Genomic DNA, 25317 nt, shown 5'->3' on the forward strand with positions numbered 1-25317 from the left:
GTGGTGCCGGACGGTCAGCCTGGCCGCCCGGCACCGACCATCGCGGGGTCCCGAGGGCGGGGCACCGAGCGCTGCTGCTGCGGTTCGGCGTACCGGGTCAGGCCGATCACCGCGGCCAGGGTGACCAGGAAGCCGACCGCGGCCAGCCACTCCCGCCCCGGCCAGATCTTGTCGTTGAGCAGCAGCAGGCCGACGACCGCGGCGGGCACCGCTCCGGCGGCGTCCATCGCGGCGACCGCTGCGGTCGTCGAGCCGCGCTGCATGGCCAGACCGAGCAGCAGCTGACCGACGATCGAGTGGGCGATCAGCAGGTAGAACAGCGGGTCGGCGAGGAACGCCTCGGCGGAGGGCGCGGACGCCAGTGGCCGGGCGGCGACCGCCGCCGAGCTGAACGCCAGCCCGGCCAGTGAGCCGAGGGCCACCGAACCAGGTGCCCCGTGCAGCCGGACGGCGAAGACGCCGAGCACCGCGATCACGCCGAGCGCCACCAGCAGGGCGATCGAGCCGGCGGTGCCGAGCTGCTTCGACGGCGCCGGCCGGGCGGACAGCACCAGCGCGGTGATGCCCGCGAAGAGCAGCGCCAGCAGCACCACCTCCGCCGCCGGTAGCCGCCACTTCAACACCAGCACGCCGAGGATGGCGGTCACCCCGAGCCCGGCGGCCACGCTGGCCTGCACGAGGAACAGCGGCAGATCCCGGCGGGCCAGGAACGCGAGCACGAAGCCGCCGATCTGGCAGCCGAGCCCGACCAGGTACGTCCGGTGCCCGGCGAGGCGCAGCAGCAGGCCCGGATCGAAGGTGTGGTGGACGGTGGTGCGGGCCGCCGCGACCGACTGGAGCAGGTTGGCGAAGCCGTACGCGACGATCATCGCCGCGAGGAAGCACCAGCCGGAGGAGACCACCTGGCGAGGATAGAGGTTGCCGGGGGTCAGCGCTCGGCTGGTCGATCGAGGCGGGCGAGGATGTCGGCGTGCAGCACACCGTTGGTGGCCACCACGCTGCTGTCGGTGCCCGGAGCGTCGGTGGGCGCCGGTCGACCGGCCAGATCCGTGACGGTGCCGCCCGCCTCGGTGACGATCGGGACCAATGCCGCCACGTCCCACAGCGACAACTCCGGCTCGGCCATCACGTCGAGTGCTCCCTCGGCCAACAGCATGTAGCCGTAGAAGTCGCCGTACGCCCGGGTGCGCCAGCTGGCCCGCATCACGTCCAGCACCGCGTCGAGCCGTCCGGCGCTCTCCCAGCCGGTCAACGACGAGTAGCAGAAGCTGGCATCCGCGATCTCGCGTACCGCCGACACGCCGATCCGCTCGCCGGCCGTGGGGCCCGGCCCGGCGTACGCGCCCGCGCCCGCACTGGCCCACCAGCGCCGTCCGAGCGCCGGTGCGGACACCACGCCGACCGCCGGCCGGTCGCCGTCGTAGAGCGCGATCAGGGTGGCCCAGATCGGCACGCCACGGACGAAGTTCTTGGTGCCGTCGATCGGGTCGATGATCCACCGGCGGCCGTCCGGCTCGGTGGACGGACCTGCGCCGTACTCCTCACCGAGCAGCCCGTCGGCCGGCCGGTGTGCGGCCAGCAGGGCACGGATCTCCCGCTCCACGGCGGTGTCGGCGTCGGAGACCGGCGTCAGGTCGGGCTTCGCCTCGACGCGCAGGTCGAGCGCGCGGAACCGGGCCGTGGCGATGGCGTCGGCCCGGTCGGCGAGCAGGTGGGCGAGGGCGAGATCGTCGGCGTACCCGGTCATGCGGGCAACCTAGCCGACGCCCGTCGGGTCACTCGTCAGGCCCGCGTCGGTCGCCCTCGCCGGGCCCACGCTGGTCGCTGTCACCGCGCGAGTCACCCTCGCCGGCCCGGGAGGCGAGCAACCGACGGTACGAGGCCAGCCGGCGCGGGTCGGCCTTACCGGCCGCCACCCAGGCGTCCAGCCCGCAGTCGGCCTCGTCGGCCGTGTGCTGGCAGTTCGGCGGGCAGTCGACGGTGCCTTCGACCAGGTCCGGAAAGCCGTGCAGCAGGCTGTCGGCCGAGACGTGCGCCAACCCGAAACTACGGATCCCGGGAGTGTCGATGATCCAACCCGGGTCGGTGTCGACGCCGGGCACCGGTGGCAGCCGCAGCGCCACCGCGCTGGTGGAGGTGTGCCGGCCCCGGCCGATCGCGCTGACCACGCCAACCGCGCGGGCGGCGTCCGGGACGAGGCGGTTGACCAGCGTCGACTTGCCCACGCCGGAATGCCCGACGAGCACCGAGACCCGGCCACTGAGCAGCGCGCGCAGCGCGCCCAGGTCGGAGTCGGGGCGGTTGAGCACGTACGGCAGCTCCAGTTCGGTGTAGTAGCCCAGCACCTCCTCCGGCCCGGCCAGGTCGGCCTTGGTGAGGCAGAGCAGCGGCTCGACGTCCGCGTCGTACGCGGCCACCAGGCAACGGTCGATGAACCCCGTGCGCGGCGGCGGGTCGGCCAACGCGCTGACGATCACCAGCTGGTCGGCGTTCGCCACCACCACGCGTTCCAGCCGACCCTCGGCGGTGGTCTCGTCGTCGTCGGCGGTGCGGCGCAGTACCGAGCGGCGCTCGGCGATCCGGACGATGCGGGCGAGGGCACCCTCCGCGCCGGACGTGTCACCGACCAGGCTGACCCGGTCACCGACCACCACCGACTTGCGGCCCAGCTCGCGGGCGCGCATCGCGGTGACCGTGGGCAACTCGGCACCAACCACGCCGCGCTCGGCTCCGGACAGCACGCACTGGTAGCGCCCCCGGTCGACCGCGATGACGAACCCGTCGACCGCGTCGGCGTGCTGCGGGCGGGTGCGCGTACGCGGGCGCGACGACTTTCCGGGCCGGACCCGTACGTCGTCCTCGTCGTACTCCCGCCGTTTGGTCGCCAGGACCTGTCCTCTTCTCGCGTCAGCTCTTGCCGGTCACCATCGCTGACCATAGTGCCGGGAACTCGGGCATGGTCTTGGAGGTACACCCCACGTCGTCCACCTCGATGCCGGGAACGGCCAGCCCGGCCACCGCCGCGGCGTGCGCCATCCGGTGGTCGTGGTAGGTGCGGAAGACCCCGCCGCGCAGTGGCCGGGGCCGGATCTCGAGCCCGTCCGGTGCTTCGGTGACGTCCGCCCCGAGCGCGGTGAACTCGTGCGCGAGCGCGCTCAGCCGGTCGGTCTCGTGGCCACGGATGTGCCCGATGCCGGTGAAGACCGACGGCGAGTCGGCCAACATGGCCAGTGCAGTCAGCGCCGGGGTCAGCTCGCTGACGTCGGAGAGGTCGGCGGTCAGGCCGTGCACCACGCCGGTGCCCCGGACGGTGAGCCCGTTGGTGGAGAGGGTGACCTCGCCGCCCATCCGGTGCAGCAGTGAGCGGAGTTGCTCGACCGGCTGCGCGCTGCTGTGCGGCCAGCCCTGCAGGGTCACCTCGCCGCCGGTTACCAGGGCGGCGGCGAAGAACGGCACCGCGCCGGAGAGGTCCGGCTCGATCGCCCAGCCGCGCCCGGTGAGCGGGCCCGGCTCGACGGTCCACACGTCGGGGGTGGTGTCGTCGACGGCCGCGCCGGCGGCGCGCAGCATCTGCACCGTCATCCGGAGGTGCGGCGCGGAGGGCACCGGTGGGCCGACGTGGCGCACCACGACACCCCGGTCGAAGCGTGCAGCGGCCAGCAGCAGCCCGGAGACGAGCTGGCTGGAGGCGGACGCGTCGATCACCACCTCGCCTCCGGTGACCCGGCCGGTGCCGAGCACGGTCAGCGGCAGGCTGCCCGTGCCGCTGACGTCGATCCGGACGCCGAGCGAGCGCAGCGCGCCGATCAGCGGCCCGAGTGGGCGAGTGCGGGCCTGCGGGTCGCCGTCGAAGGTGATCTGCCCGTCGGCCAGCCCCGCCACCGGTGGCAGGAACCGCATCACGGTGCCGGCCAGCCCCACGTCGACGTGGGCGGGACCGACCAGCGGGTGCGGTCGGACCAGCCAGCGCTCGTCGTCGCTGATCGAGACGTGCGCGCCCATCCCCCGCAGGCCGGCGGCCATCAACTCGGTGTCGCGGGCGCGCAGCGGCCCGGCCAGTGTCGACGGGCCGGCGGCCAGCGCGCTGAGCACCAGGGCGCGCGCGGTCATCGATTTGGAACCGGGTAGGCGCAGCGTCGCCGCCACCGGGTCGGATGCGGTCGGTGCGGTCCACGGCTGCGGCGGCCGGGTCGCGGTCAGGTTCCCCACGGTTACATTCTGCCGTGTCGGCCGGTGTGCGGCGGTGCCCGGCGTTCGTACTCCCGGTTGGCGGGACAGCCGACCGGGCCTCCGACGCGTTAGCGTGTGCCCCATGTGCGGCAGGTACGCGACGACCCGGAGCTCCGGTGAGCTGAGCGCGCTGTTCGAGTCGTCCGACGAGACCGACGGCCTGGTCCGGGCGGATCACAACGTCGCGCCGACCGATCCGGTGCCGCTGGTCCGGGTCAGCCCGGAGGGGCACCGCAGCCTCTGTGTCGGCCGCTGGGGTCTGCTGCCGCACTGGTCCCGTTCCGCCTCGGCAGCCGCCCGCATGATCAACGCGCGGGCCGAGACGGTGGCCACCAGCCGGGCGTACGCCGGGTCCTTCTCCCGTCGGCGCTGCCTGGTCCCGGCCGACGGCTGGTACGAGTGGGTCCGTCTGCCCGACGGCGGACGACAGGCGTATTTCATGACTCCCCGGGACGGTTCGGTGCTCGCGCTGGCCGGCATCTGGTCGGTCTGGGGGTCCGGTTCCGACGCCCGGCTCACCTTCAGCGTGCTGACCACCGCGGCGCTCGGCGACCTGGCCGAGGTGCACGACCGGATGCCGGTGCTGCTGCCGCCGCAGCGGTGGTCGTCGTGGCTGGCACCGACCGACGAACCGGAACGACTGCTCGCTCCGGCCTCGGCGGAGCAGTTGGCGGGGCTGGAGATCCGCCCGGTGGGCGCCGCGGTGGGCGACGTTCGCAACGACGGGCCGCACCTGACCGCCCGGGTGGCGGTGGCGCCGACGGTGGCACCCCAGGAGTTGACCCTGTTCTGACGTGGGCGCATCGTCGACCGCCGATTTGCCAGGGTTCCGCGTGATTCGTCGCCTGGTTATTCAGTCATGTTCCCGGCAGACCCTTGTCCCGGTGTCGCGAAGTGCGATAGAACACAGCGCCGGTAGTGGCCGTCGATTCGCACGGGGCGGACGACGTCCACCGATCTTGCCGGTCCCACGGGGGAGGTGGGTGGATGACACGGGCACGTATGCCGCGCCCGCACGAGGTGGCTGCGGCGCGGCGGGACCCGCGACTGCTGCGGGCCGTGCGGGAACGGCGACAGGACGACGCGTGGCGCACCAGAGGCACCTGTCAGAGCGTCGATCCGGAGACATTCTTTCCGGCACCGAACGAGCCGGCGGACGCCGCCGTAGCGCTGTGCCGCACCTGTGACGTGCAGGGGTCCTGCCTGGCCTGGGCCCTCGACGTCGGTGACTGCCATGGTGTGTGGGGGGCCACCACGCCGCGTGAACGACGGGCGATGCTGGTCGCCTGGCGTGGCGAGGTCGACCCCGACCCGGACGCCATCGACGACGCCGGTCCGCCGGTGCGGGATCGGCTGCTCGCCCTGGTCCCGCTGAGCTGATCGGCGGCCCGGTTCGCACCCGTCGCCCATCCGGCGGCGCAGAATGGGTCGGTGCCAGCCAGCGACGAGATCGACACCCCGCGCGGTCCAGCGCGGATCGACACCGACCTGCCGGTCCGCCCGGCCAGCGCCCTGCTCGTTCTCGGGCACGGTGCGGGCGGCAGCGTGGACGCGCCCGACCTGCTCGCGGTCCGGGACGCGTCGATCGCGGCCGGCCTGGCGGTGGTCCGGGTGACCCAGCCCTACCGGGTCGCCGGTCGACGTGCGCCGGCGCCGGCAGGCCACCTCGACGAGGCCTGGTCGGCGGTGCTCGCCGTGCTGCGTGACCGGCACGCCGACGTGCCGGCGGTGGTGGTCGGCGGTCGGTCCAGCGGCGCACGGGTGGCCTGCCGCACGGCCCGTGCGGTGGGCGCGGCCGGCGTGGTCGCGTTGGCCTTCCCGCTGCACCCGCCCGGCCGGCCGGAACGCTCGCGGGCCGCCGAACTGGGCACCGGCCTGCCGACGCTTGTCGTCAACGGCGACCGGGACCCGTTCGGGACGCCCGAGCCGGGGCCCACCGTGCAGGTGGTGAGCCGTCCGGGCGAGACGCACGACCTGCGCCGGGATCCGGTCGGCACCGCGTCCGCGGTGCGGGACTGGCTGTACGCCCAGGGCTGGGCGACCGACTGACCCGTCGGCGCCGGCGCGCCCGCGCGACCGTTTCCGGTGCCGGGCACGGGTCGTTGCATCCGATGGTGCCGCCGGCCCGATCCGGACAGGCGGCATCAGTCCTCCCAGGCCCTTCCTGGTCCCAGCGCCGGCCGCCGTCGGGGCCGGGACCAGGAACGGGGAGGGCCGGCCGGAATGCCCCAGTGGTCATCTCGCGTTACAACCCCCGGACGAGTTTTCTGCGAGGGGGGTGACCGGTGCCAACCGAGACACGAAGCCTGGAACGGGACGAACGGGACGCCCGGCAGCTGAAGCGGCTGCTGGATGGCCCGGAGTGGCCCGCGACGGCGGGACCGGGCGGGGTGGGTGCGGTGAGCACGGGCACACCAGCCGGAAGTGAATCTGCGGGTAGGTCCGTGCGCGTATCCTCGGCGGGAAAGCATCCGACGCGAGGGGATGTGCGGTTGACCACCGAGAAGACGGACGAGCGCAGGGCCCGATTCGAGCGGGACGCGATGCCATTCGTCGATCAGCTCTACGCTGCTGGGCTGCGGATGACGCGCAACCCGGCGGATGCCGAGGACCTGGTCCAGGAGACCTACCTGAAGGCGTACGCGGCCTTCCACCAGTTTGAGCAGGGCACGAACCTGAAGGCCTGGCTCTACCGGATCCTGACCAACACCTACATCAACTCCTACCGTAAGCGGCAGCGTCAGCCGATCCAGGCGCCCACCGAGGAGATCACCGACTGGCAGCTCGCCGAGGCCGAGTCGCACACCTCCAGCGGGTTGCGCTCCGCCGAGACGGAGGCACTGGACCGGCTGCCGGACAGCGACGTCAAGGAGGCCCTCCAGCAGTTGCCGGAGGAGTTCCGGCTGGCTGTCTACCTCACCGATGTCGAGGGCTTCTCCTACAAGGAGGTCGCGGACATCATGGGCACGCCGATCGGCACCGTGATGTCGCGTCTGCACCGGGGCCGTCGTAATCTGCGCAAGCTGCTCGAGCGCTACGCCGGGGAGCGGGGCTTCAGTGCGGCCCGCTCGTCGAAGGGCTCGACCGCCGCCGCTGCCGGCCGGGAGGTGTGACGTGAGCTGTGGGGAGCCGCACGAGACGGACTGCCGCGAAGTGCTCGCGGAGGTGTATCTCTACCTTGATCTGGAGTGCGCCGACGAGCGGCGCTCGCTGATCCGGCACCACCTGGACGAGTGCGGGCCCTGCCTGCGCGAGTACGGGCTGGAGCAGGAGGTGCGGGCGCTAGTGGCGCGCTGCTGTGGCAACGAGACCGCGCCGGACGAGCTGCGCGAGCGGCTGCGCGTCAAGCTCACCGAGCTGGTGGTCTTCGAGACCAGCGACTCCCGTGAGCTGGCCGACTGAGCGTCGGCACCTGGCAAGACCGGTGGCCCGGGTCGATGTCGACCCGGGCCACCGGTGTACCCGGCTTCGGCCGGGTCGGGCTGATCGGCGACGGGCAGCCGGCCCGTCGACCCGTTCAGGAGTTGGGACGCTTGCCGTGGTTCGCGGCGCTCTTCTTACGAGCCTTCTTCTTCCGGGACTTCTTCGCCATAGCTGACCTCCTCGTGGTGGATCGGATCCGTCCTGCGCACGACCTCGGCGCCGATGCACCCACCGGCGGTCCGGCGGCGGGTCCGACCCGCTGATGGTAGTGCGGTCGGCACCTGCCGCCTTCCCCAGGGCGGGCCTGCCATCCCGGCCGAGCCGCTGCGCGCCCACCGCCGATCGACGCATGATTGGATACGTCGGCAGGCACATCGCGAAGAGGGAGGGTCTGGACATGGCCGAGGAGATCCGCGCTGAGATGGTGGCCAACGTCTGGAAGGTCGTCGCCACCGCGGGTGACACCGTGGCCGAGGGCGACACCCTGGTGATCCTCGAGTCGATGAAGATGGAGATCCCGGTCATCGCCGAGTCCGATGGTGTGCTCCAGCAGCTCGCCGTGCACGAGGGCGACGTGGTGCAGGACGGTGACCTGATCGCGGTGATCGCTTGACCAGGCTGCGGGTCCGTGGCGCCGAACCGGCCGACTTTCCGGCGGTGGCCCGACTGACCGTGGCCGCGTACGAGGCGGACGGCCAGCTCAAGGGCGAACACGGGTACGGCGAGGTGCTGGCCGACGTGTCGACCCGGGCGGCCAGCGGCGAGGTGCTGGTGGCGGTCGACGAGGTGACCGACGCGGTGCTCGGCTCGGTCACGTTCGTGCTGCCGGGCACTCCGTTCGCGGAGCTGTCCGGGCCGGGCGAGGCGGAGTTCCGGATGCTCGCGGTCGACCCGGGTGCCCAGGGCCGCGGTGTCGGTGCGGCGCTGGTCGAGGCGTGTGTCGACCGGGCGACCGAGCTGGGCTGCACGGCGGTGGTGATCTGCGTTCGGGCCGGGATGGCCGATCCGGCGCACCGGCTCTACGCGCGGCGCGGGTTCGTCCGCTGGCCGGAGAAGGACTGGACGCCGCTGCCGGGCGTGGATCTGCTCGGCCTGCGCCTTGACCTGACGCGCGGCTGAGTCGTCGACCGGTGAGCTGACGTCGGCCAGGTCAGGCGTCGGGCTGGGTGCCGATGGCGGCCAGCAACTCGTCGGCGACCTCCAGCGCGAGCTTGCGGCGTTCGTCGTCGCTGATGTGCGGTGCGCGGACCGCGAACCAGCTGGTGTGCACCGCGAAGATTGACAGCGCGGCGCGCAGTTGGGCGGCGGGGGAGTCGTCGCCCCGGCAGAGCGCGTCGGCCAGCTCCAACATCCGACCGCGCATCTTCTGGCCGGCGGAGAGGCTCTTGAGCGCGGTCTGGTTCTGCTCGAAGAAGCGCATCACCGACGGCTGGGTGCCGTCGAACATCGTGTCGGCGTACCGGGAGATCAGCTCGCGCCGGGTGGCCAGCGTGGCGGGCTGCGTCTCGGCCCAGGCGATCAGCGCGTCCATCCCCTCCAGCCGGTCCTCGACGAAGCTGGCGACGATGTCGTCCTTGCTCTTGAAGTGGTAATAGAGCGCGGCCTTGGTGACGTTGAGGCGCTCGGCGATCTCGCGCAGCGAGGTCTTCTCGTACCCCTGCTCGGTGAAGAGCTCGAGCGCGACGGACTTGATCCGTTCCCGCGTCCCGCCTGTGCTCTCGCTCACCCACGCCCTCCAAATGGCTTGACCGTTGTTCGTACCCAACTTACCGTGCGGCTAGTAAGGTGACTAGCCGGGCGGCAAGTAAGTACGGCAATCCTCGGGGGGAGCTTACCCATGACTCAGGCAACCCAGGCCGGCACGCGACCCAACAACATTCGGGTCGTGCTGTTCGGGCTGATGATCGCGATGATGCTCGCGATGCTCGACAACATGATCGTCAGCACCGCGCTACCGCGGATCGTCGGCGAGTTCGGTGGCCTCAACCACTTCACCTGGGTGGTCACCGCGTACGTTCTGGGCACCACCGTCTCCACCCCGATCTGGGGCAAGCTCGGTGACCTCTACGGCCGCAAGTCCGTCTTCCTGACCTCGGTCATCACCTTCCTCGTCGGGTCCGCCCTCTGCGGCATGGCCGGCTCCGGGATGTTCGGTGGCCCGGAGGACGGCATGGTCCAGCTCATCGCCTTCCGTGCCGTGCAGGGCCTCGGCGCCGGCGGCCTCATGGTCGGTGTGATGGCGATCATCGGTGACCTGGTCCCGCCCCGCGAGCGTGGGCGCTACCAGGGCATGATCGCCGGCATCATGGCCATCGCCATGGTCGCCGGTCCGCTGGTCGGTGGCTTCATCACCGATCACCTCTCCTGGCGCTGGGCGTTCTACGTGAACCTGCCGCTGGGCGGCGTCGCGTTGCTCGTGCTGATCACCACCATGCACCTGCCGAAGTACCGCACCGAGCACCGGATCGACTGGCTCGGCGCCGGGTTGCTCTCGGTCGGCATCACCGCGATCGTGCTCATCACCACCTGGGGCGGCAACGAGTACGACTGGACGTCGCCGCAGATCCTCGGCCTGGCCGTGCTGGCCGTGCTCGCGTTGGTGGCGTTCGGCCTGGTGGAGCGCCGGGTCCAGGAGCCGATCCTGCCGTTGGCGCTCTTCGCCAACCGCAACTTCGCGTTGATCTCGGTGATCGGCTTCCTGCTCGGCTTCGCGATGTTCGGCGCGATGAACTTCCTGCCGCTCTACCAGCAGACCGTGCAGGGGGCGTCGGCGACCAACAGCGGTCTGCTGCTGCTGCCCCTGATGTTCGGCATGCTGGTCGTGTCGCTGGTCATCGGTCGGGCGATCACCAAGAACGGCAGGTACCGCGCGTACCCGATCATCGGTGGCGTGGTGATGACGGGCGGCATGGCGTTGCTGTCCATGCTCGACACCGACACCAGCAAGCTGATGTCCTCGCTGTACATGGTCGTGCTCGGCGTCGGCATGGGCTTCCTCATGCAGACGTCGATGCTGATCGCGCAGAACAGCGTGGAGCAGAAGGACCTCGGCGCGGCCAGCGGCGCGGCGACCTTCTTCCGGTCGATCGGCGGCTCGTTCGGCATCTCGCTGTTCGGCGCGATCTTCGCCAACCGGCTGGCCAACTCCGAGGGCGGCCGGGCCTTCGGTGGCGGTGAGGCCGGCGCCGGGATGGACCTGGCGAAGCTCAAGGAGCTGCCCGCCCAGGCGCGCGAGGCGGTGCTCGGCGGTCTCTCCGACGCCATCTCGCACGTCTTCCTCTGGGCGGTGCTGTTCTCCATCGTGATCCCGGTGCTCGCCTGGTTCATCAAGGAGATCCCGCTGCGCACCGCGAACGAGGCACCTCCGCAGGCCACTCCGGAGGAGGAGGCCGAGGTCGCCCTCGGCAAGGCCGCCCCGGTCGCCTGATCCAACCCCCCAGAACCCCCGCGATCTTGCACTTTGTGCGCGTGCATAAGCACTGTTTCCGACAAAACGGCGACAGTAAGTGCAAGATCGCGGGGGTTGGCGGGGTGCGCGGGGGCGGGAGGTTAGCGGCGGAGCAGGCGTTGCCAGAGGCGGCGCAGCGGGTTGCGGGGGCGGGGGAGTCGGGGGGAGTGGGTGCCGATCAGCCTGGTGGCCAGGGCCGTGGTCGCCGGGTCGAGCTGCGGGGCGGCGAGGGCCAGGTGAGCCAACGAGGCGGCGATCGGGACGGGTCGGGTGCGGGCCACGGCAGCCGCGTCGGCCAGTCGCTCCGCCACCACCCGCGCCACGTCGGGCCGTACCGAGGGGTCCACCCATGCGGCGGTGACCAGGGCGAACAGCGCCGCCTCGGTGACCCAGTCCTCGACACCCCAGATCAGGTCAAGCAGCACCCGACGCCGGGTCGAGCCCTCCCACGGCTCGTCGGTGCGGTGATGCAGCAGCCCCAGGCAGGCCCACACCTGCACCCCACGGACCCAGACCGACGGGTCATGGGCGGCCAGCAGCCGACCCACCGCGTTCGCCGGCGCGGCCGGCGGATGCACCAACAGCCCGAGCAGGTCGGCCAGGTCGAGGCCGGCCAGGCCCACGGCCGCGTCGTACGCCGCCGGTGGGTGCGGCCAGGCTGGGTGGGCGATCTGCCCGATCCGTTCGACCGCCGTCGCCGAGGGCGCCGGCAGCGCGGGCGTCGGGACCGCGTCCGTGTAGTGCCACAACCGCTGAGCGGACGCCCGTCGGGGCTCGCGCGGGTCCGGCTCCGGTGTGCCGACGACCTCGATCCGCAGCCCGGGGGCGGTGGCGATCGCCGTCCCGACCGCGCTCGGTGGGGCGGCTGCGGGTAGGCGTACGGCGCCGCCGAGACCGTTGTCGTCGTCGGCCACCGCCTGGCGCAGCGCGTCGACCAGTGGACCGCCGGCCGGGGTGAGCTGACCGAGCCAGGGTCGACCTCGGCAACACTGGGCCAGGTCGCCGTGCTCGTGGGTGTCGTCCGGGTGGTCGCGCACGAAGTCGGCGAGCGCGACCAGGTGGGCCAGGTCGCCATCGCGCAGGTGCCGCAGGCGGTGGGCGGTGTGCACCGCACAGTCGAACGACGGATCGCGCGCCAGCGCCCGCTCGGTCCACTCCAGCGCCTCGTCCAGCCGGCCGATCTCCGCCAGGGTTCCGGCGATGTCCGCGTAGATCGCCAGGTCGTCGGGGTCCAGCTCGACGGCCCGACCGAGGGCCGCGAGGCCGTCGCGGGTCCGGCCCGAGCTGCGGTACGCGTACCCGAGCCACACCTCGCCCATCTTCGAGGGCTGCACGCGTACCCCTCGGGTGGCCCAGCGGACCGCCAGCTCGACCTCGCCGAGACGCCGGGCCAGTGCGGACCCCGCGCCCAACAGCAGGCCGTGCTCGGCGTGCACGGTGGCCGCGTTGCGGGCGAGTGTGAGGTACGGCGTGAGAGGGGCCCGGCCGACCCGCGGCACCGGGTCGGGCAGCGCGGCGCAGACCTGCATGAGGACACGGGCGACGTGCTCCGGGTCCAGCCGTTCGGCCAGCTCGGGCGCGGTGACCCAGGGCACCGCGGCCCACTCGGTGCCGGGCGCGTAGGTGGTCGCCGCGGCCAGCAGCTCCAGCCCTTCGGCGGGGCGGCCGGCGGCGGCGAGGAGGTGGGCGCGGGCGACGACCGCGCCGACGAAGGTGTGGTGGTTGATCGGAAAGAGGTCGAGCCCGCCGCCGCTGGTCGCGGCGAGCCGGGCCAGCGTCTCGTGCACCTCCGGGAGGGTGGGGGCACGAGCCAACGCGCCGGCCAGGTGGCCGGCGGCGTGGTGCAGGTCGCCCTCGTCGAGTGCCAGCCGGGCCAGCGCCAGCTCCTCCGTCGCGGAGAGCGCGGGGTCGTCCGTTCCCTCGGGCACGTCGTCCTCTCGTCGCACGGGCTAGACCGGGTACCTCGGGACAAGCCTAGTTGATATTGAGATTATTCGGTGATCATCTGCGCAGTCCTGCTCGTTCGATTGCTGAGATACGATGAAAAGTGCAAGACTGAGCAAGAATCGCGCGGCTACCGCGCAGGGGGAGGGGCTTCCGTGACACGTGCAGGGGCTGGAATGGCCGCCGACATCGACGAGCAGCCGGCTGGCTACGCGCGCCTGCTCTCCGCTGCCAACGCCGCGGAGATCGCCCGGGTGGCGGCGGTCATCGCCGAACGTCGACCGCGGCACGTGGTCTTCACCGCACGGGGCACCTCCGACCACGCCGCGCTCTACGGGGCCTACCTGACCGAGATCCGGCTCGGCCTGCCCGCCGGGCTCGCCTCACCCAGCGTCGTCACCCTGTTCGGGGCCCGCCCCGACCTGTCCGACGCGCTGGTCGTCGGGGTCAGCCAGAGCGGCGGCTCGCCCGACCTGGCCGAGGTGCTGCGCGCCGCCCGAGCCTCCGGGGCGCTGACCCTCGCGGTGACCAACGCCCCCGACTCGCCGCTGGTCGACGTGGCCGAGCTGAGCGTCGACATCGCGGCCGGGCACGAGCGGGCGGTGGCCGCCACCAAGACGTACACCGCCGAGTTGCTTGCCCTGCTGATGCTGGTGGAGGGGATCCGGGGCGGCGACGGCGTGCTCCCGGCAGTCGAACGGGAGGCGCTCGCCGCGCTGCCCGAGCTGGCCGAGCGCACCCTGGCCGACGACACCCCGGCTCGGCTCGCCCCGCGCTACCGGTTCGCCCGCCAGCTGGTCACCACCGGCCGGGGGTACGCCTACCCGACCGCCCGGGAGGCCGCGCTGAAGCTGATGGAGACCTCGTACCTGCCCGCGCTCGCCTTCTCCGGCGCCGACCTGCTGCACGGCCCGCTCGCGATGACCGACCCGGAGGTCCCGGTGCTCGCCGTGGTCGGCTCCGGCCCCGGCGGCAGGTCGATGGGCGAGGTGCTGCCCCGCCTCGGCGAACGCCGTGCCGACGTCGTGGTGGTCGGCTCCGCCGACGTGCCGGGTGCCACCCGACTGGCCGTCCCCGAGGTCGACGAGCGGTACGCCCCGCTGCTGGACATCCTGCCGATGCAGCGGTTGGCGCTGGCCCTGGCGCTCACCCGGGGCGAGGACCCGGACGCGCCGCGCGGCTTGAAGAAGGTCACCGCGACGATGTGAGGCGCGGCGTGGCACCCTGGTCACCGTGTCCACGCTGCGCGACCTCGCCGAGGAGCACACCCATCTCCGTCCGGCCGACATCGACCACCTGCACCGGATCGCCGGCGACTGGCAGCTGCTCTCCGATCTGTCCTTCGCTGACCTGCTGCTCTGGGTGCCGGTCGACGCCGAGGGCACGTTCCTCTGTGTCGCCCAGGTCCGTCCGACCACCGCACCCACCGCCTATCAGGACGACCAGGTGGGTCGGATCGTCGGCGGGTCGGAGGTGGCCCACCTGGGGGTGGCGTACTCCCAGGGCCGGATCTGGCGCGAGGGCGACCCGGTCTGGTACGGCGACGTGCCGGCCCGGCACGAGGCGATCCCGGTCCGGCTGCGTACCGCCGAGGGGGAGGCCGGCGAGGTGATCGCCGTGGTCGGGCGGGACACCAACCTCTCCACCGCACGTACGCCCAGCCAGCTGGAACTCAACTACCTGACCACGGCCGACGACCTGGCGCAGATGATCGCGGACGGCACGTTTCCGCCGCCGAGGCATCCGGGCGAGACCACCTCGGCGCCCCGGGTCGGCGACGGCCTGGTCCGGCTCGACGCCGGCGGCAAGGTCACCTACGCCAGCCCGAACGCGCAGTCCGCGTACCGCCGCCTGGGTTACGCCTCGCACCTGGTGGGTGAGGACCTGGCCGCGCTGCACCGCCGGTTGGCCGGTGACCCGCTGGACGGCACCGAGGCGGCGAACGGCATCCTGGCCGCGCTGCGCGGCGAGGCGCCGCCCCGCCGGGAGATCGACGCCCGAGGCGCCACGATGCTCACCCGGGCGCTGCCGCTGATGCCGGCCGGGGTGCCGATCGGCGCGCTGGTGCTGGTCCGGGACATCACCGAGGTCCGGCGTCGGGACCGGGCGCTGATCACCAAGGACGCCACCATCCGGGAGATCCACCACCGGGTGAAGAACAACCTCCAGACGGTGGCCGCGCTGCTGCGGCTGCAGGCCCGCCGGGTGGCCATGCCGGAGGCCCGGGTCGCGCTGGAGGAATCGGTCCGTCGGGTCGCCTCGATCGCCCTGGTGCACGAGACGCTCTCCATGTCCAGCGACGAGGCGGTCGAGTTCGACGGCATCGTGGACCGGGTGGCCAGCGCGGCGACCGAGGTCGCGGCGACCGAGGTGAGCGTCGGCATGCGGCGGCGAGGCAGCTTCGGGGTGTTGCCGGCGGAGATCGCCACCTCGCTGGTGATGGTCCTCAACGAGTTGCTGCTCAACGCCGTCGAGCACGGCTTCCCGTCGGCCGACGAGGCGGAGGAGGAGGCCCCGGCACCCGCCGCGTCGGGCATGGTGCCGGTCGGCGCCGCCGAGGTCGATCCGTCGCAGCGGCCCGAGGTGGTGGTCTCGGCGCACCGGTTCCGCAAGATGTTGCACGTCTCGGTGACCGACAACGGGCGCGGCCTACCACCGGAGTTCGACGCCGAACGCGGCAGCCGGCTCGGCCTCCAGATCGTCCGGGCCCTGGTCACCGGTGAGCTGCGGGGCACCATCGAGCTGCGTGCCGGCGCCAACGGCGGCACCGAGGCGATGCTGGTCGTCCCGCTGGCGCGCAACGCCCAGGACGGCCGCTCGCAGGCCTGAGCCGCCTCCCGCCAGGCCGGATCAGCGATCGGGGCGGTGGGTCAGCAGGGCAACGGTCAGGCCGGGGCGCTGCCAGACCTGGGCGACCGTGAAGTCCGCGCGCAGCGCGGCACCCTTCGCGTCGGGCACGGCGGCCAGCGGTTCGGGGTGCCGGCCGGCGACGACGAGCCACACCCGTGTCGTGCCGGCCAGGCACGGTGCCGGTTGGGGACACTCGGCGGCCCACAGGTCGCCGCGACGCACCTCGTCCTCGGTGACCAGCACGTCCCGTGGCGGGTCGCCGAGGTGGTACTCGATGCCCAGGTCGAGGAAGAGCCAGCTGTGCCGGGGCGAGTAGACCACCGCGTCTCCCGGCCGCTGGCCGTCGGCGATCACCCGTGCCGCCCCCGCGTAGTCCACCGGCGCGCTGCGCGGCCATTCGTGGGTCCGTCGCAGCGCGGCCTGGTCGGGTAGGCCGAGCAGCCCGGCCAGGACCACCACGACGAGCGCGGCCGGCACGGCCCCGGCGGCCAGCGCCGCGCCCGCCAGCAGGCACGCGAAGGGCACCACGAAGACCAGGTACCGGGGCACCCACAGCGGTACGACCGTGCCAGCGGCGAAGAGCAGCAGTACGGGCAGCAGCACCGCGCTGACCGGCAGCAGGGCGCGCCGCCCGAGTCGGGCCGCACCCAGCGCGGCGACCCCGACCAGCAGGCCACCCACCACACTGCTCTGGGCCACGCCGCCGGGCAGCGCGCTCAGGTCGTCCAACCGAGCCAGGTGGACCCAGTTCAACTGCCGGGACTGCTGGGTCCGGGCCTTGACCAGCAGCGGGGCGGCCAACAGCACGGCCGGCAGCACGGCCACCAGCCATCGCCACACCCGCCGATCCCGCTCGGCGTCACGGTGGCCCGGCGCAGCCACGCCGGCCGCGCCCGGGCCACGCCACCAGGCGACGAGGACGACCAGCGCGTGCGCGGCGAGGAGGGTGAGCGCGATCAGATGGATGAGCCCGAGAGCGGCGGCGACGACGGCGTAACCGGCCCACCGGGCCCAGCCCGGTCGACGCAGCGCGGTCACCAGCAGCAGGGTGGCCAGCACGGCGAGCATGGTGGCCAGCGCGTACGGGCGGGCCTCCTGCCCGTAGCGGGAGGTGCCGGGGAGCACCGCGAACAGCAGCCCGGCGAGCAGGCCACCGCGCCGGTCGGCGAGCCGCGCGCCGAGCACGGCGAGCAGCCCGGCCGCCACGGTCATCGCCAGCACCGCCGGTAGCCGCAGGGCGATCGTGGAGTCGCCGACGACCCTGGTCCAGCCGTGCATCAGCAGGTAATACGGCCCGGTGGCGGCGTCGATGGTGCCGGCCAGCCGGGCCAGATCGGCGGGCGAGCGCGTCGCCGCGCTCCACGTCGCCAGCTCGTCGCGCCAGAGCTGGGCGGAGCCCAACCCGGTCAGGGTGATCGCCAGGGTCACCAGCGCCGGGGGGAACCAGACCGGCAGGCGGCGCAGCTGCTCCCACGTCGCCCCGACCGACCTCTCGGACAATTGCCCCACGGTCCGAGCCTGCCACGGCCACCCCCTCCGTGGGCGTCACCCGGCGGCAGGGTCGGCCGACCTCCGGCCCGTGATGTGGGATCCAGCACGCGGACATTGGCCGGCCCCCATGGGGTGTGGCAGCATGGGCTCCATGACCGCCGCAGTCGTCCGCCGCTTCGTGGCACGTCGCCACGTTGATTACGGCCGCGTGCGCAGCGCGATCTGTCCGGCCTACTGACGACGCCCGACCAATCTGTCTCGGGCGCGCTCCGCGCCGGCTGTCTGAAGACACCGTTGTCCCGCCCGCTTCGCCGGGCCGGCCGCCGCGCCCCGCGTACCCCGAGGCACCGCAGACAACGGAGGACGCCGCGATGGCGGTCAGCAGCACCCCGGCCCGTTCCGAGGACCCGACGGCTCGCCCGGCCCGAGCGCCGCGCCGGCCGCGGGGTGAGGGTCAGTGGGCGCTCGGCCACCGCGAGCCGCTCAACCCCAACGAGCGGATCAAGAAGGACGACGACCCGCTCAACGTGCGGGCCCGCATCGAAACCATCTACGCGCACCGCGGCTTCGCCTCGATCGACCCGCAGGACCTGCGCGGCCGATTCCGCTGGTGGGGCCTCTACACCCAGCGCAAGGCGGGCATCGACGGCGGACGCACCGCCGTGCTGGAGCCGCACGAGCTGGAGGACGAGTTCTTCATGCTCCGGGTCCGCATCGACGGCGGCCAGCTCAGCCTGGCCCAACTCCGGGTGATCGCGGACATCTCCCGGGAGTTCGCGCGGGACACCGCCGACATCACCGACCGGCAGAACATCCAGTACCACTGGATCCGGGTCGAGGACATGCCGGAGATCTGGCGTCGGCTGGAGTCGGTCGGCCTGCAGACCACCGAGGCGTGCGGCGACTGCCCGCGCATCGTGCTGGGCAGCCCGGTCGCCGGGGTGGCCCGCGACGAGCTGCTCGACCCGACCCCGGCAATCGACGAGATCGTCTCCCGCTACGTCGGGGACAAGCAGTTCTCCAACCTGCCCCGCAAGTTCAAGACCTCGATCTCCTGGCTGGTCGACACCCCGTACGAGTCGAACGACATCGCCTTCCTCGGTGTCGACCACCCCGAGCACGGGCCCGGCTTCGACGTCTGGGTCGGCGGCGGCCTCTCCACCAACCCGATGCTCGCCAAGCGGCTCGGCGTCTGGGTGCCGCTGGCCGAGGTGCCCGACGTGTGGGCCGGTGTGGTCGGGATCTTCCGCGACTACGGCTACCGCCGACTGCGCAACCGGGCCCGGCTGAAGTTCCTGGTTGCCGACTGGGGCGTGGAGCGCTTCCGCGAGGTCCTGGAGAAGGACTACCTCGGCCGTACGCTGCTCGACGGTCCGGCACCCGTCCTGCCGTCCAAGCCGGTCGACCACGTGGGCGTGCACGAGCAGGCCGACGGGCGGCACTACGTGGGCGCCGCCCCGGTCGTCGGGCGGGTCTCCGGCGCGCAGCTCAGCCAGCTGGCCGACGTGGTCGAGGCGCACGGCAGCGACCGGGTGCGACTCACCCCGTACCAGAAGCTGCTGGTGCTCGACGTGCCGTCGGAGCGGACGGAGTCGCTGGTCGACGCGCTGCGCGGGATCGGTCTGGAGGCCCGGCCGTCGGCCTGGCGGCGCGGCACCATGGCGTGCACCGGCATCGAGTACTGCAAGCTCGCCATCGTCGAGACGAAGGCCCGTGGCGAGGAGTTGGTGGCCCGGCTGGAGCAGCGGCTACGCGACTTCGACGCGGACATCTCCATCCACATCAACGGCTGCCCGAACGCCTGCGCGCGGACCCAGGTGGCCGACATCGGGCTCAAGGGTCAACTGGTGGTCGGCCCGGACGGCCGGCAGGTCGAGGGCTTCCAGGTGCACCTGGGCGGCGGGCTGGGCATGGCCCAGGGGCAGACCGCCGGTTTCGGCCGCAAGCTGCGCGGCCTGAAGACCACCGCCGAGGAGCTTCCGGAGTACGTCGAACGGCTGGCCCTTCGCTACCTGGCCGGCCGCAGCGAGGGCGAGACGTTCGCCAACTGGGTGATCAGAGTCGACGAGGAGGAACTGCGGTGAGCAGCGAGAACCGAGCGGCACCTCTGTACTGCCCGTACTGCGGCGAGGAAGACCTGCGGCCGCACGAGGCGGGGCACGGCGCCTGGGAGTGCCACGCCTGCACCCGGGTCTTCTCGGTGAAGTTCACCGGGCTGCTCAGCCGGACGGTGACCCGGTGAGCGCGAGGAGTGAGCTTGCGAGCCCCGCAGCCGCGAGCGAAAAGCCAGCTCGGTTGAGCCTCGTCTCGGCCGCGAGCCTTCGCCTGGTGGGCCCGGGCGGCGCGACGCCGGCCGACCCGGCCCGGCGCAGCCCGGACGAGCTGCGGGCGCTGGCCGAGCAGGCCGCTCGGGACCTGGAGGGCGCCCCGGCACTGGAGATCGCCCGCTGGGCGGCGCAGACCTTCGGTGAGCGGTTCTGCGTGACCAGCTCGATGGCCGACGCCGTGCTGGCACACCTGGTGTCCCGGGTGGCCCCGGGGGTGGACGTGGTCTTCCTCGACACCGGCCTGCACTTCCCCGAGACGCTGCGGGTTCGCGACGAGGTCGCCCGGACGCTGCCGGTGAACGTCCGGTCGATCCGGCCCCGACTCACCGTCGGTCAGCAGGACGGTCAGTACGGCCCCCGGCTGTTCAACAAGTCGCCGGACGACTGCTGCCAGCTGCGCAAGGTGGAGCCGCTGGAGCGGGCGCTGACCGGGTACGACGCCTGGGCCGCCGGGCTGCGTCGGGACGAGTCGCCGACCCGGGCCAACACGCCGGTGGTGACCTTCGACGCGCGGCGCGGCAAGGTCAAGGTCAACCCGATCGCGGCGTGGTCGCAGGCAGATGTGGACGCCTACATCGCCCGCTTCAACGTGCCGGTCAACGAGCTGTTCAAGCAGGGTTACAGGTCGATCGGCTGCTGGCCGTGCACCCGCCGCACGAAGGCCGGCGAGGACGCGCGGGCCGGCCGGTGGGCCATGTTCGAGAAGACCGAGTGCGGGCTGCACGTCTGACCTCCCCGGCGACGACCCTGACCGGCCCCGACGCGGCCGGCGGGGCGGATCCGGTGGTGCTGGTCGCGCACGGCAGCCGTGATCCTCGAGCGGCCGATGCCACCCGGGCACTGGCTCGGGCCGTGTCGGCGGCTCGGCCGGGCACGCCGGTGTGGGCGAGCTGGCTGGACCACACCGAGCCGGGCCCGACCGAGGTGCTGCGCGAGCTGGCCATGGCCGGTCATCGTCGGACGGTGCTGGTGCCGCTGCTGCTGACCGCCGCGTACCACCATCGGGTGGACATTCCGGCGGCGGTCGCCGCAGCGGCACAGGCCGGCCCACCGCTGGCGGTACGGGTGACCGACGTGCTCGGCCCGACGGACGGAACGCCCGATCCCGGGTTGCTGGCCGGGCTGCGTCGTCGGCTGGCTGAGACGCAACCGGGTGGCTGGGACGTGTTGCGTCGGGGTGGCTGGGACGCGTTGCGTCGGGGTGGCTGGGACGCGTTGCGTCGGGGTGGCTGGGACGCGTTGGTGCTGGCCGCCGCGGGCACCCGGGACGCGCGGGCGCGTCGTTCGGTGGGTCGGGTCGCCGATGCGCTCGGCGTGGAGTTCGGGGTGCCCTGCCGGGTGGCGTACGCCTCGGCGGCTCCACCGGCGGCCGGCGTGGCGGTGTCCCGGCTGCGGGCGTCCGGCGCGCGTCGGGTCGCGGTGGCCGCGTACTTCCTGGCACCGGGGCTGTTTCACGACGCGGTGGCCGAGGCGGCTCGGGCGGCGGGCGCGGTCGCGGTGGCCGCGCCGTTGACCGACGCGCCGGAGTTGGTCGAGTTGGTGCTGCGTCGGGTCGACGACCGGCCCGTGCCGGCGTCGACGGGGTGACCGGTGCCGGCGCGGGTCATCGGGTGCCGGGACAGCGGAACGCCCCGGCGGGCGGACCCACCGGGGCGTACAGCTGTGTCGTTGGGGATCAGGCGGTGTGAGCGCGCAGCACCCGGAGACCGCCGCGCCGCTTGACAGCGCGCCGCTCCTCCTCGCTCATTCCGCCCCAGACGCCGGCGTCCTGACCAGACTCGAGTGCCCACTGCAGGCACTGGTCGGTCACGGAGCAGCGCCGGCAGACGGCCTTGGCCTGCTCGACCTGCAGGAGAGCCGGTCCGGACGTCCCAATCGGGAAGAACAGCTCCGGGTCCTCGTCGCGGCAGACAGCATGGTGACGCCAGTCCATGGCGGCAACACTCCTCATTCTGGATGGGTGGCAAATATTGCTTGTCGTGCTTTTCCTATATGCATCCGCAGTGCCGATGTAACAGTTAGCGTTCGTCCATTCGGCAGTGCGTGAGCAGGCTGTTAGCACCGGGGACCTGCTGGAACAGCTCAACCTGACGAGCATATCCAGGCGATGTCTCGGTAACTCAAGTTCGCTTGTGAATACTTTCACGAACAGTCGTGATGTCAAGGGTGACGCTCGGAAAAACTCCGGGCGGTGAGCAAGCCCACAACCCATTTGTCCGGGTTCCAGTGCTTTCCTGGTTACCCGCCGTGCCACAGTCGAGGATCAATATAGTACAGTCCGCGTGACATTGCTGACATTTCCGGCACCTGCCCCTCGGTGTGGCGGCGACCGTGTCGACCGGATGTGGCCACCGTGTCGACCTAGGGCAGTACCCGAGAGCTAGCAGATTACTCTCAGTGCGGCGGGAACGGAGGTGAATCTGACTTTCTCCCGCTCGCCGAGATAGTCCCCGTCCAGCTGGAACGCCTGCGGGCGGCTGGAGACCAGCGTGAACTCCGCTGTGTCATGGAGACGTAACACCTGCCGGCCGCGCGGATTCGGTTGCCGGGACAGGAACTGCGTCACTGTCCGTGTTGTGCTAGCCACCCGGAGCTGACGCAATGCCAGCACGTCCAGCCCGAGGTCGAACGACGCCGCCGGGTTCGGGTTGACCTCCCGGTCGCCCAGGTATGTCCAGGGTGCGGTGTTCTGGATGATGACGGTGGCCAGCTCGGTCTCCGCCGGCTCGCCTGGACGCTCCAGGACGATCGCCGGGTGCCGTCGGTCCGAGGCGAAGAAGTACTGGTTCATGATCGAGCGCAGATAGAGCGAGGGCGTGGACACCCGGCCCTTGCGCCGGGCCTGCTCCACCCGGTGGATCACCGCGGCGTCCAGGCCGAAGCCGGCGCAGAAGGTGAAGTAGCGGTCGTCGGCGCGGCCCAGCCCAACCGTCCGGCTCCGACCCAACCGCAGCCCTTCCAGGATCATGCTGGTGGCCTCCGGCCACTCCCGGGGCAGCCCCACCGCGCGGGCGAACACGTTGGTCGAACCGCCGGGGACGGTCGCCAGCGCGGGCAGGCGCTCGGCCATCGGGGCACCGTCGGCGCGAGCCGGCGGTTCGGCCGTCATCAGGCCGTTCACCACCTCGTTCACCGTGCCGTCACCACCCAGGGTGACGACCAGGTCGACCCCCTCGGCGGCTGCTTCCCGGGCCAGCGCCACGGCGTGCCCCCGCCGCCGGGTGTAGCGCACGCTGAGGTCGACTTCGCTGCGCAGCGCCCGGACAAGCACGTCCCGGCTGCGTTCGCTGGTAGTGGTGGCCTTCGGATTGACCACCAGGACGGCCCGCATGGGCGGCACTGTACCTCTCGGCAGCCCGGGTATCGTGGCGCGCGTGACCATCGACTCGGACCCGATTCCCGTCACGCTCCGCTGGGCGGTCCGGCTGCTGTGGGCGGAAGCGGCTGTCGTCGGGCTGGTCGCCGTCTGGCTGATCTGGGCCGACCTCACGGCCACCCGCACGGATCTGTTGGCGGCGTTGCTGGTGACCGCGTTCGCCATCGGGGCGGCGGTTGTGCTCTGGGCGCTGGGCCGCGCGCTGCTGCGCCGTCAGGCGGGCGCACGCGCCCCCGCGATCGTGCTTCAGCTGATGCTGCTGCCGATCGGGTGGTTCATGATTCAGGCCGGGTTGGGCTGGCTGGGCGTGCCGCTGATGGTGCTCGGTCTGGGCGTGGGTTGGCTGCTGGTCAGCCCGCCGACGACGCGTGCCCTCGGCTTCGAGTGACCGTGCCGGCCCGTCCCGGGTCGGTCAGTAGCCGCCGGAGCGGCGGGTGAGCAGCGCGATCGTGGCCCGACCGTCGGTGGACGTCGCCGACGCCGAGGTGGTCAGCGCGGTGAGCACCTTCCAGGCGAAGGACGACTCGGCGGGCAGGGTGGCACCGCGCACGGTCGGCACCGTCACCTCCACGGTCAACGCGTCCTCGGTGACGACGAAGCGGCACTCCAACTCGGCGTCTCGGGTGGCGATGGCGAGCAGCATGGCGCACGCCTCGTCGACGGCGATCCGCAGATCCTCGATCTCGTCGAGCGCGAACTGCAATCGGGCCGCGAGACCGGCGGTGGCGGTGCGAAGCACGCCGAGATAACCGCCGTCGGCGGGCACCGTGAGGTGCACCACGTCATCGTCGGTCACTGGCTGGCCAGTCAGTTGAGTCACGCCTCATCCCCCCGGTCGGGGACTCTACCCGGTCAGTCGTCGGTACATGTGCCGGCGGTGCTGGCGTGATCGGCCAACTCGCGCAGAGCGTCGCCGCTGAGCCGGTAGGGAAGCCACTCGTTCATCTGCTCCGCGCCGATCGAGGCGTAGAAGCCGGCGGCCGGATTCCAGTCGATCATCCACCACTCCAGCCGCTGATAGCCGCGTCGTACGCAGATGTCGGCCAGCGCGGCGAGGAGCAGTCGGCCGGCTCCGGTGCCCCGGGCCGCCGGCCGGACGTAGAGGTCCTCCAGGTGGATGCCGTGCACGCCGGCCCAGGTGGAGAAGTTGAGGAACCACAGCGCGAAGCCGACCGGCTCGTCGTGCTCGTCCACCGCGACGTGGCCGAACAGAGCCGGATCCTTGCTGAAGAGCGCCGAGGTCAGCTGCTCGGCGGTCAGGTGGCACTGCTCCGGGGCGCGTTCGTACTCGGCCAGCTCGTGCACCATGGCGACGATGGCCGGCACGTCCTCGGGACGTGCCGGCCGGATCGTCGGGATGACCGGTGAGGTCACGCCTTCTTGGTCTCCCAGAAGATCTTCGAGATCTCGTCGATCTTCGCGAGCAGCTTGTCGGCGGTGGCCGGGTCGAGGCTGCCCTTGACGCCACCGGCGCCGGCGAGCTTGGTGGCCTCGTTGAACAGGCTGTGCAGGTTCGGGTACTTCTCGAAGTGCGGCGGCTTGAAGTAGTCGGTCCAGAGCACCCAGAGGTGGTGCTTGACCAGCTCGGCGCGCTGCTCCTTGATGATGATGGCGCGGGTGCGGAACTCCGGGTCGGTGTTCGACTGGTACTTCTCGCAGATCATTTTGACCGACTCGGCCTCGATCCGGGCCTGAGCCGGGTCGTAGACACCGCACGGCAGGTCGCAGTGAGCGCTCGCGGTGACGCGGGGCGCAAGGATGCGCGGAAGTCGCATCGGGATCCTCCATGGGAAGTTTGCGATGATCAAAGGCGACATTACTCCTGGGAATGCTCCCCGAACCGGGTGGAGGTGAAACCAGTGACCACCGATCACCCGGCTGAGGCGCCGCGGTTGCGCAGACCGCTCACCGCCGTCCTGGTGACCGGCCCGTCCATGGCGCCGACGCTGCGCCACGGCGACGCGGTACTGGTCCGCCTCGCTGGTCGCCCGATCCGAGCCGGTGACGTGGTGGTCGCGGTCTTCCGGACCCGGCCCGATCTGCTGGTGGTGAAGCGTGCGGTCCGGCCGCAGGACGGCGGCTGGTGGCTGCGGGGCGACAACGACCTGATCGCCGACGACTCCCGGGCCTACGGGGTGGCCGACGTACGCGGACGGGTGGTGGCCCGCTACTGGCCGCGCCCCAGACGGATTCCTCGTCGTCGGTTATGACCCTGCTCACATCCGAGG

29 protein-coding genes are annotated in these 25317 nt (G+C 72.2%); 16 read left to right on the plus strand and 13 right to left on the minus strand.

Annotated features, from left to right (window positions below; translation table 11 throughout):
- Positions 1 to 14 precede the first annotated feature (14 nt).
- The 4 genes from ACIBF8_RS16985 to aroA all read right to left on the minus strand — a co-directional run bounded on the left by ACIBF8_RS16985 (position 15) and on the right by aroA (position 4209).
- The gene (locus ACIBF8_RS16985) at positions 15 to 869 is read right to left on the minus strand and encodes a hypothetical protein (RefSeq protein WP_396784305.1); all 855 of its coding nucleotides are present in this window, start codon (positions 867 to 869) and stop codon (positions 15 to 17) included.
- A 59-nt stretch (positions 870 to 928) separates the two neighbouring features.
- Positions 929 to 1747, minus strand: coding sequence for a histidinol-phosphatase (gene hisN / locus ACIBF8_RS16990; protein ID WP_396783938.1), 819 nt, complete (start codon positions 1745 to 1747; stop codon positions 929 to 931).
- A gap of 28 nt (positions 1748 to 1775) precedes the next feature.
- Positions 1776 to 2684, minus strand: coding sequence for a ribosome small subunit-dependent GTPase A (gene rsgA / locus ACIBF8_RS16995; RefSeq protein WP_396784306.1), 909 nt, complete (start codon positions 2682 to 2684; stop codon positions 1776 to 1778).
- Between the two features lie 223 nt (positions 2685 to 2907).
- Entirely contained in the window at positions 2908 to 4209 is a 1302-nt protein-coding gene (aroA, locus tag ACIBF8_RS17000) for a 3-phosphoshikimate 1-carboxyvinyltransferase (RefSeq protein ID WP_396783940.1), read from the minus strand.
- Between the two features lie 103 nt (positions 4210 to 4312).
- Here aroA and ACIBF8_RS17005 point away from each other — a divergent pair, with 103 nt between their 5' ends.
- From ACIBF8_RS17005 to rsrA, 5 genes are all read left to right on the plus strand, one after another.
- A complete protein-coding gene (locus tag ACIBF8_RS17005; protein WP_396783941.1) occupies positions 4313 to 5023 on the plus strand; it encodes an SOS response-associated peptidase in 711 nt (236 codons plus the stop codon).
- Positions 5024 to 5217: 194 nt separating this feature from the next.
- Complete coding sequence (locus ACIBF8_RS17010) at positions 5218 to 5610, plus strand: WhiB family transcriptional regulator (RefSeq protein WP_396783942.1); 393 nt, start codon at positions 5218 to 5220, stop codon at positions 5608 to 5610.
- Between the two features lie 51 nt (positions 5611 to 5661).
- Entirely contained in the window at positions 5662 to 6279 is a 618-nt protein-coding gene (locus ACIBF8_RS17015) for an alpha/beta family hydrolase (protein ID WP_396783943.1), read from the plus strand.
- Between the two features lie 236 nt (positions 6280 to 6515).
- Positions 6516 to 7343: a sigma-70 family RNA polymerase sigma factor gene (locus ACIBF8_RS17020; RefSeq protein WP_396783946.1), complete on the plus strand. Its 828-nt coding sequence runs from the start codon at positions 6516 to 6518 to the stop codon at positions 7341 to 7343.
- 1 nt (position 7344) lies between these two features.
- Positions 7345 to 7632, plus strand: a complete 288-nt coding sequence (gene rsrA / locus ACIBF8_RS17025) for a mycothiol system anti-sigma-R factor (protein ID WP_030336658.1) — start codon at positions 7345 to 7347, stop codon at positions 7630 to 7632.
- Between the two features lie 115 nt (positions 7633 to 7747).
- On the opposite strand, the gene ACIBF8_RS17030 is transcribed toward rsrA, so the two are convergent.
- Positions 7748 to 7822: a 50S ribosomal protein bL37 gene (locus tag ACIBF8_RS17030; RefSeq protein WP_369814844.1), complete on the minus strand. Its 75-nt coding sequence runs from the start codon at positions 7820 to 7822 to the stop codon at positions 7748 to 7750.
- Between the two features lie 222 nt (positions 7823 to 8044).
- Between ACIBF8_RS17030 and ACIBF8_RS17035 the strand changes: the two genes are divergently transcribed.
- Complete coding sequence (locus tag ACIBF8_RS17035; protein WP_030490397.1) at positions 8045 to 8266, plus strand: biotin/lipoyl-binding carrier protein; 222 nt, start codon at positions 8045 to 8047, stop codon at positions 8264 to 8266.
- Positions 8263 to 8772, plus strand: a complete 510-nt coding sequence (locus ACIBF8_RS17040; RefSeq protein ID WP_396783948.1) for a GNAT family N-acetyltransferase — start codon at positions 8263 to 8265, stop codon at positions 8770 to 8772. The genes ACIBF8_RS17035 and ACIBF8_RS17040 overlap by 4 nt, the downstream gene beginning before the upstream one ends.
- Before the next feature lie 31 nt (positions 8773 to 8803).
- Here the strand turns inward: ACIBF8_RS17040 and ACIBF8_RS17045 are convergent, their stop codons facing one another.
- Positions 8804 to 9379 (minus strand): TetR/AcrR family transcriptional regulator, encoded by a 576-nt coding sequence (locus tag ACIBF8_RS17045; RefSeq protein ID WP_396783950.1) that lies wholly within the window; start codon positions 9377 to 9379, stop codon positions 8804 to 8806.
- Between the two features lie 111 nt (positions 9380 to 9490).
- Between ACIBF8_RS17045 and ACIBF8_RS17050 the strand changes: the two genes are divergently transcribed.
- A complete protein-coding gene (locus tag ACIBF8_RS17050; protein ID WP_396783951.1) occupies positions 9491 to 11080 on the plus strand; it encodes an MDR family MFS transporter in 1590 nt (529 codons plus the stop codon).
- A 122-nt stretch (positions 11081 to 11202) separates the two neighbouring features.
- Here ACIBF8_RS17050 and ACIBF8_RS17055 read toward each other — a convergent pair whose 3' ends face one another.
- A complete protein-coding gene (locus ACIBF8_RS17055) occupies positions 11203 to 13029 on the minus strand; it encodes a tetratricopeptide repeat protein (protein ID WP_396784308.1) in 1827 nt (608 codons plus the stop codon).
- Positions 13030 to 13221: 192 nt separating this feature from the next.
- Between ACIBF8_RS17055 and ACIBF8_RS17060 the strand changes: the two genes are divergently transcribed.
- Complete coding sequence (locus ACIBF8_RS17060) at positions 13222 to 14253, plus strand: SIS domain-containing protein (RefSeq protein WP_396784311.1); 1032 nt, start codon at positions 13222 to 13224, stop codon at positions 14251 to 14253.
- Between the two features lie 25 nt (positions 14254 to 14278).
- Positions 14279 to 15874 carry a histidine kinase N-terminal domain-containing protein gene (locus tag ACIBF8_RS17065; RefSeq protein ID WP_396783952.1) on the plus strand — a complete coding sequence of 532 codons (1596 nt, stop codon included), beginning with the start codon at positions 14279 to 14281 and terminating at the stop codon, positions 15872 to 15874.
- 21 nt (positions 15875 to 15895) lie between these two features.
- On the opposite strand, the gene ACIBF8_RS17070 is transcribed toward ACIBF8_RS17065, so the two are convergent.
- Entirely contained in the window at positions 15896 to 17404 is a 1509-nt protein-coding gene (locus ACIBF8_RS17070) for a glycosyltransferase family 39 protein (RefSeq protein WP_396783953.1), read from the minus strand.
- A gap of 353 nt (positions 17405 to 17757) precedes the next feature.
- On the opposite strand from ACIBF8_RS17070, the gene ACIBF8_RS17075 reads away from it, so the two are divergent.
- From ACIBF8_RS17075 to ACIBF8_RS17090, 4 genes are read left to right on the plus strand one after another with little or no spacing between them, the layout of a single operon-like run.
- The gene (locus ACIBF8_RS17075; RefSeq protein WP_396783955.1) at positions 17758 to 19470 is read left to right on the plus strand and encodes a nitrite/sulfite reductase; all 1713 of its coding nucleotides are present in this window, start codon (positions 17758 to 17760) and stop codon (positions 19468 to 19470) included.
- Positions 19467 to 19628 (plus strand): hypothetical protein, encoded by a 162-nt coding sequence (locus ACIBF8_RS17080; RefSeq protein WP_334503463.1) that lies wholly within the window; start codon positions 19467 to 19469, stop codon positions 19626 to 19628. Before ACIBF8_RS17075 ends, ACIBF8_RS17080 begins: the two co-directional genes overlap by 4 nt.
- Before the next feature lie 53 nt (positions 19629 to 19681).
- A complete protein-coding gene (locus tag ACIBF8_RS17085) occupies positions 19682 to 20443 on the plus strand; it encodes a phosphoadenylyl-sulfate reductase (RefSeq protein WP_396783957.1) in 762 nt (253 codons plus the stop codon).
- Complete coding sequence (locus tag ACIBF8_RS17090) at positions 20425 to 21300, plus strand: sirohydrochlorin chelatase (protein WP_396783958.1); 876 nt, start codon at positions 20425 to 20427, stop codon at positions 21298 to 21300. Before ACIBF8_RS17085 ends, ACIBF8_RS17090 begins: the two co-directional genes overlap by 19 nt.
- Positions 21301 to 21388: 88 nt before the next feature.
- Here ACIBF8_RS17090 and ACIBF8_RS17095 read toward each other — a convergent pair whose 3' ends face one another.
- Positions 21389 to 21646: a WhiB family transcriptional regulator gene (locus tag ACIBF8_RS17095; protein WP_130404257.1), complete on the minus strand. Its 258-nt coding sequence runs from the start codon at positions 21644 to 21646 to the stop codon at positions 21389 to 21391.
- 447 nt (positions 21647 to 22093) lie between these two features.
- Entirely contained in the window at positions 22094 to 23044 is a 951-nt protein-coding gene (locus ACIBF8_RS17100; RefSeq protein WP_396783959.1) for a diacylglycerol/lipid kinase family protein, read from the minus strand.
- A gap of 43 nt (positions 23045 to 23087) precedes the next feature.
- Here ACIBF8_RS17100 and ACIBF8_RS17105 point away from each other — a divergent pair, with 43 nt between their 5' ends.
- Positions 23088 to 23477, plus strand: coding sequence for a hypothetical protein (locus ACIBF8_RS17105; protein ID WP_396783960.1), 390 nt, complete (start codon positions 23088 to 23090; stop codon positions 23475 to 23477).
- 24 nt (positions 23478 to 23501) lie between these two features.
- Here the strand turns inward: ACIBF8_RS17105 and ACIBF8_RS17110 are convergent, their stop codons facing one another.
- From ACIBF8_RS17110 to sodN, 3 genes are read right to left on the minus strand one after another with little or no spacing between them, the layout of a single operon-like run.
- Entirely contained in the window at positions 23502 to 23909 is a 408-nt protein-coding gene (locus ACIBF8_RS17110; protein ID WP_396783962.1) for an anti-sigma regulatory factor, read from the minus strand.
- A gap of 32 nt (positions 23910 to 23941) precedes the next feature.
- Positions 23942 to 24463 (minus strand): GNAT family N-acetyltransferase, encoded by a 522-nt coding sequence (locus ACIBF8_RS17115; RefSeq protein ID WP_396783963.1) that lies wholly within the window; start codon positions 24461 to 24463, stop codon positions 23942 to 23944.
- On the minus strand, positions 24460 to 24864 hold the full coding sequence (gene sodN, locus ACIBF8_RS17120) for a superoxide dismutase, Ni (protein WP_030336684.1): 405 nt from the start codon (positions 24862 to 24864) through the stop codon (positions 24460 to 24462). The genes ACIBF8_RS17115 and sodN overlap by 4 nt, the downstream gene beginning before the upstream one ends.
- 84 nt (positions 24865 to 24948) lie before the next feature.
- Between sodN and ACIBF8_RS17125 the strand changes: the two genes are divergently transcribed.
- A complete protein-coding gene (locus ACIBF8_RS17125; RefSeq protein WP_396783965.1) occupies positions 24949 to 25299 on the plus strand; it encodes a S24/S26 family peptidase in 351 nt (116 codons plus the stop codon).
- Positions 25300 to 25317 lie beyond the last annotated feature (18 nt).

The organism is Micromonospora sp. NPDC050276, from assembly GCF_044459545.1.
In the GTDB taxonomy this organism is placed as follows: domain Bacteria; phylum Actinomycetota; class Actinomycetes; order Mycobacteriales; family Micromonosporaceae; genus Micromonospora.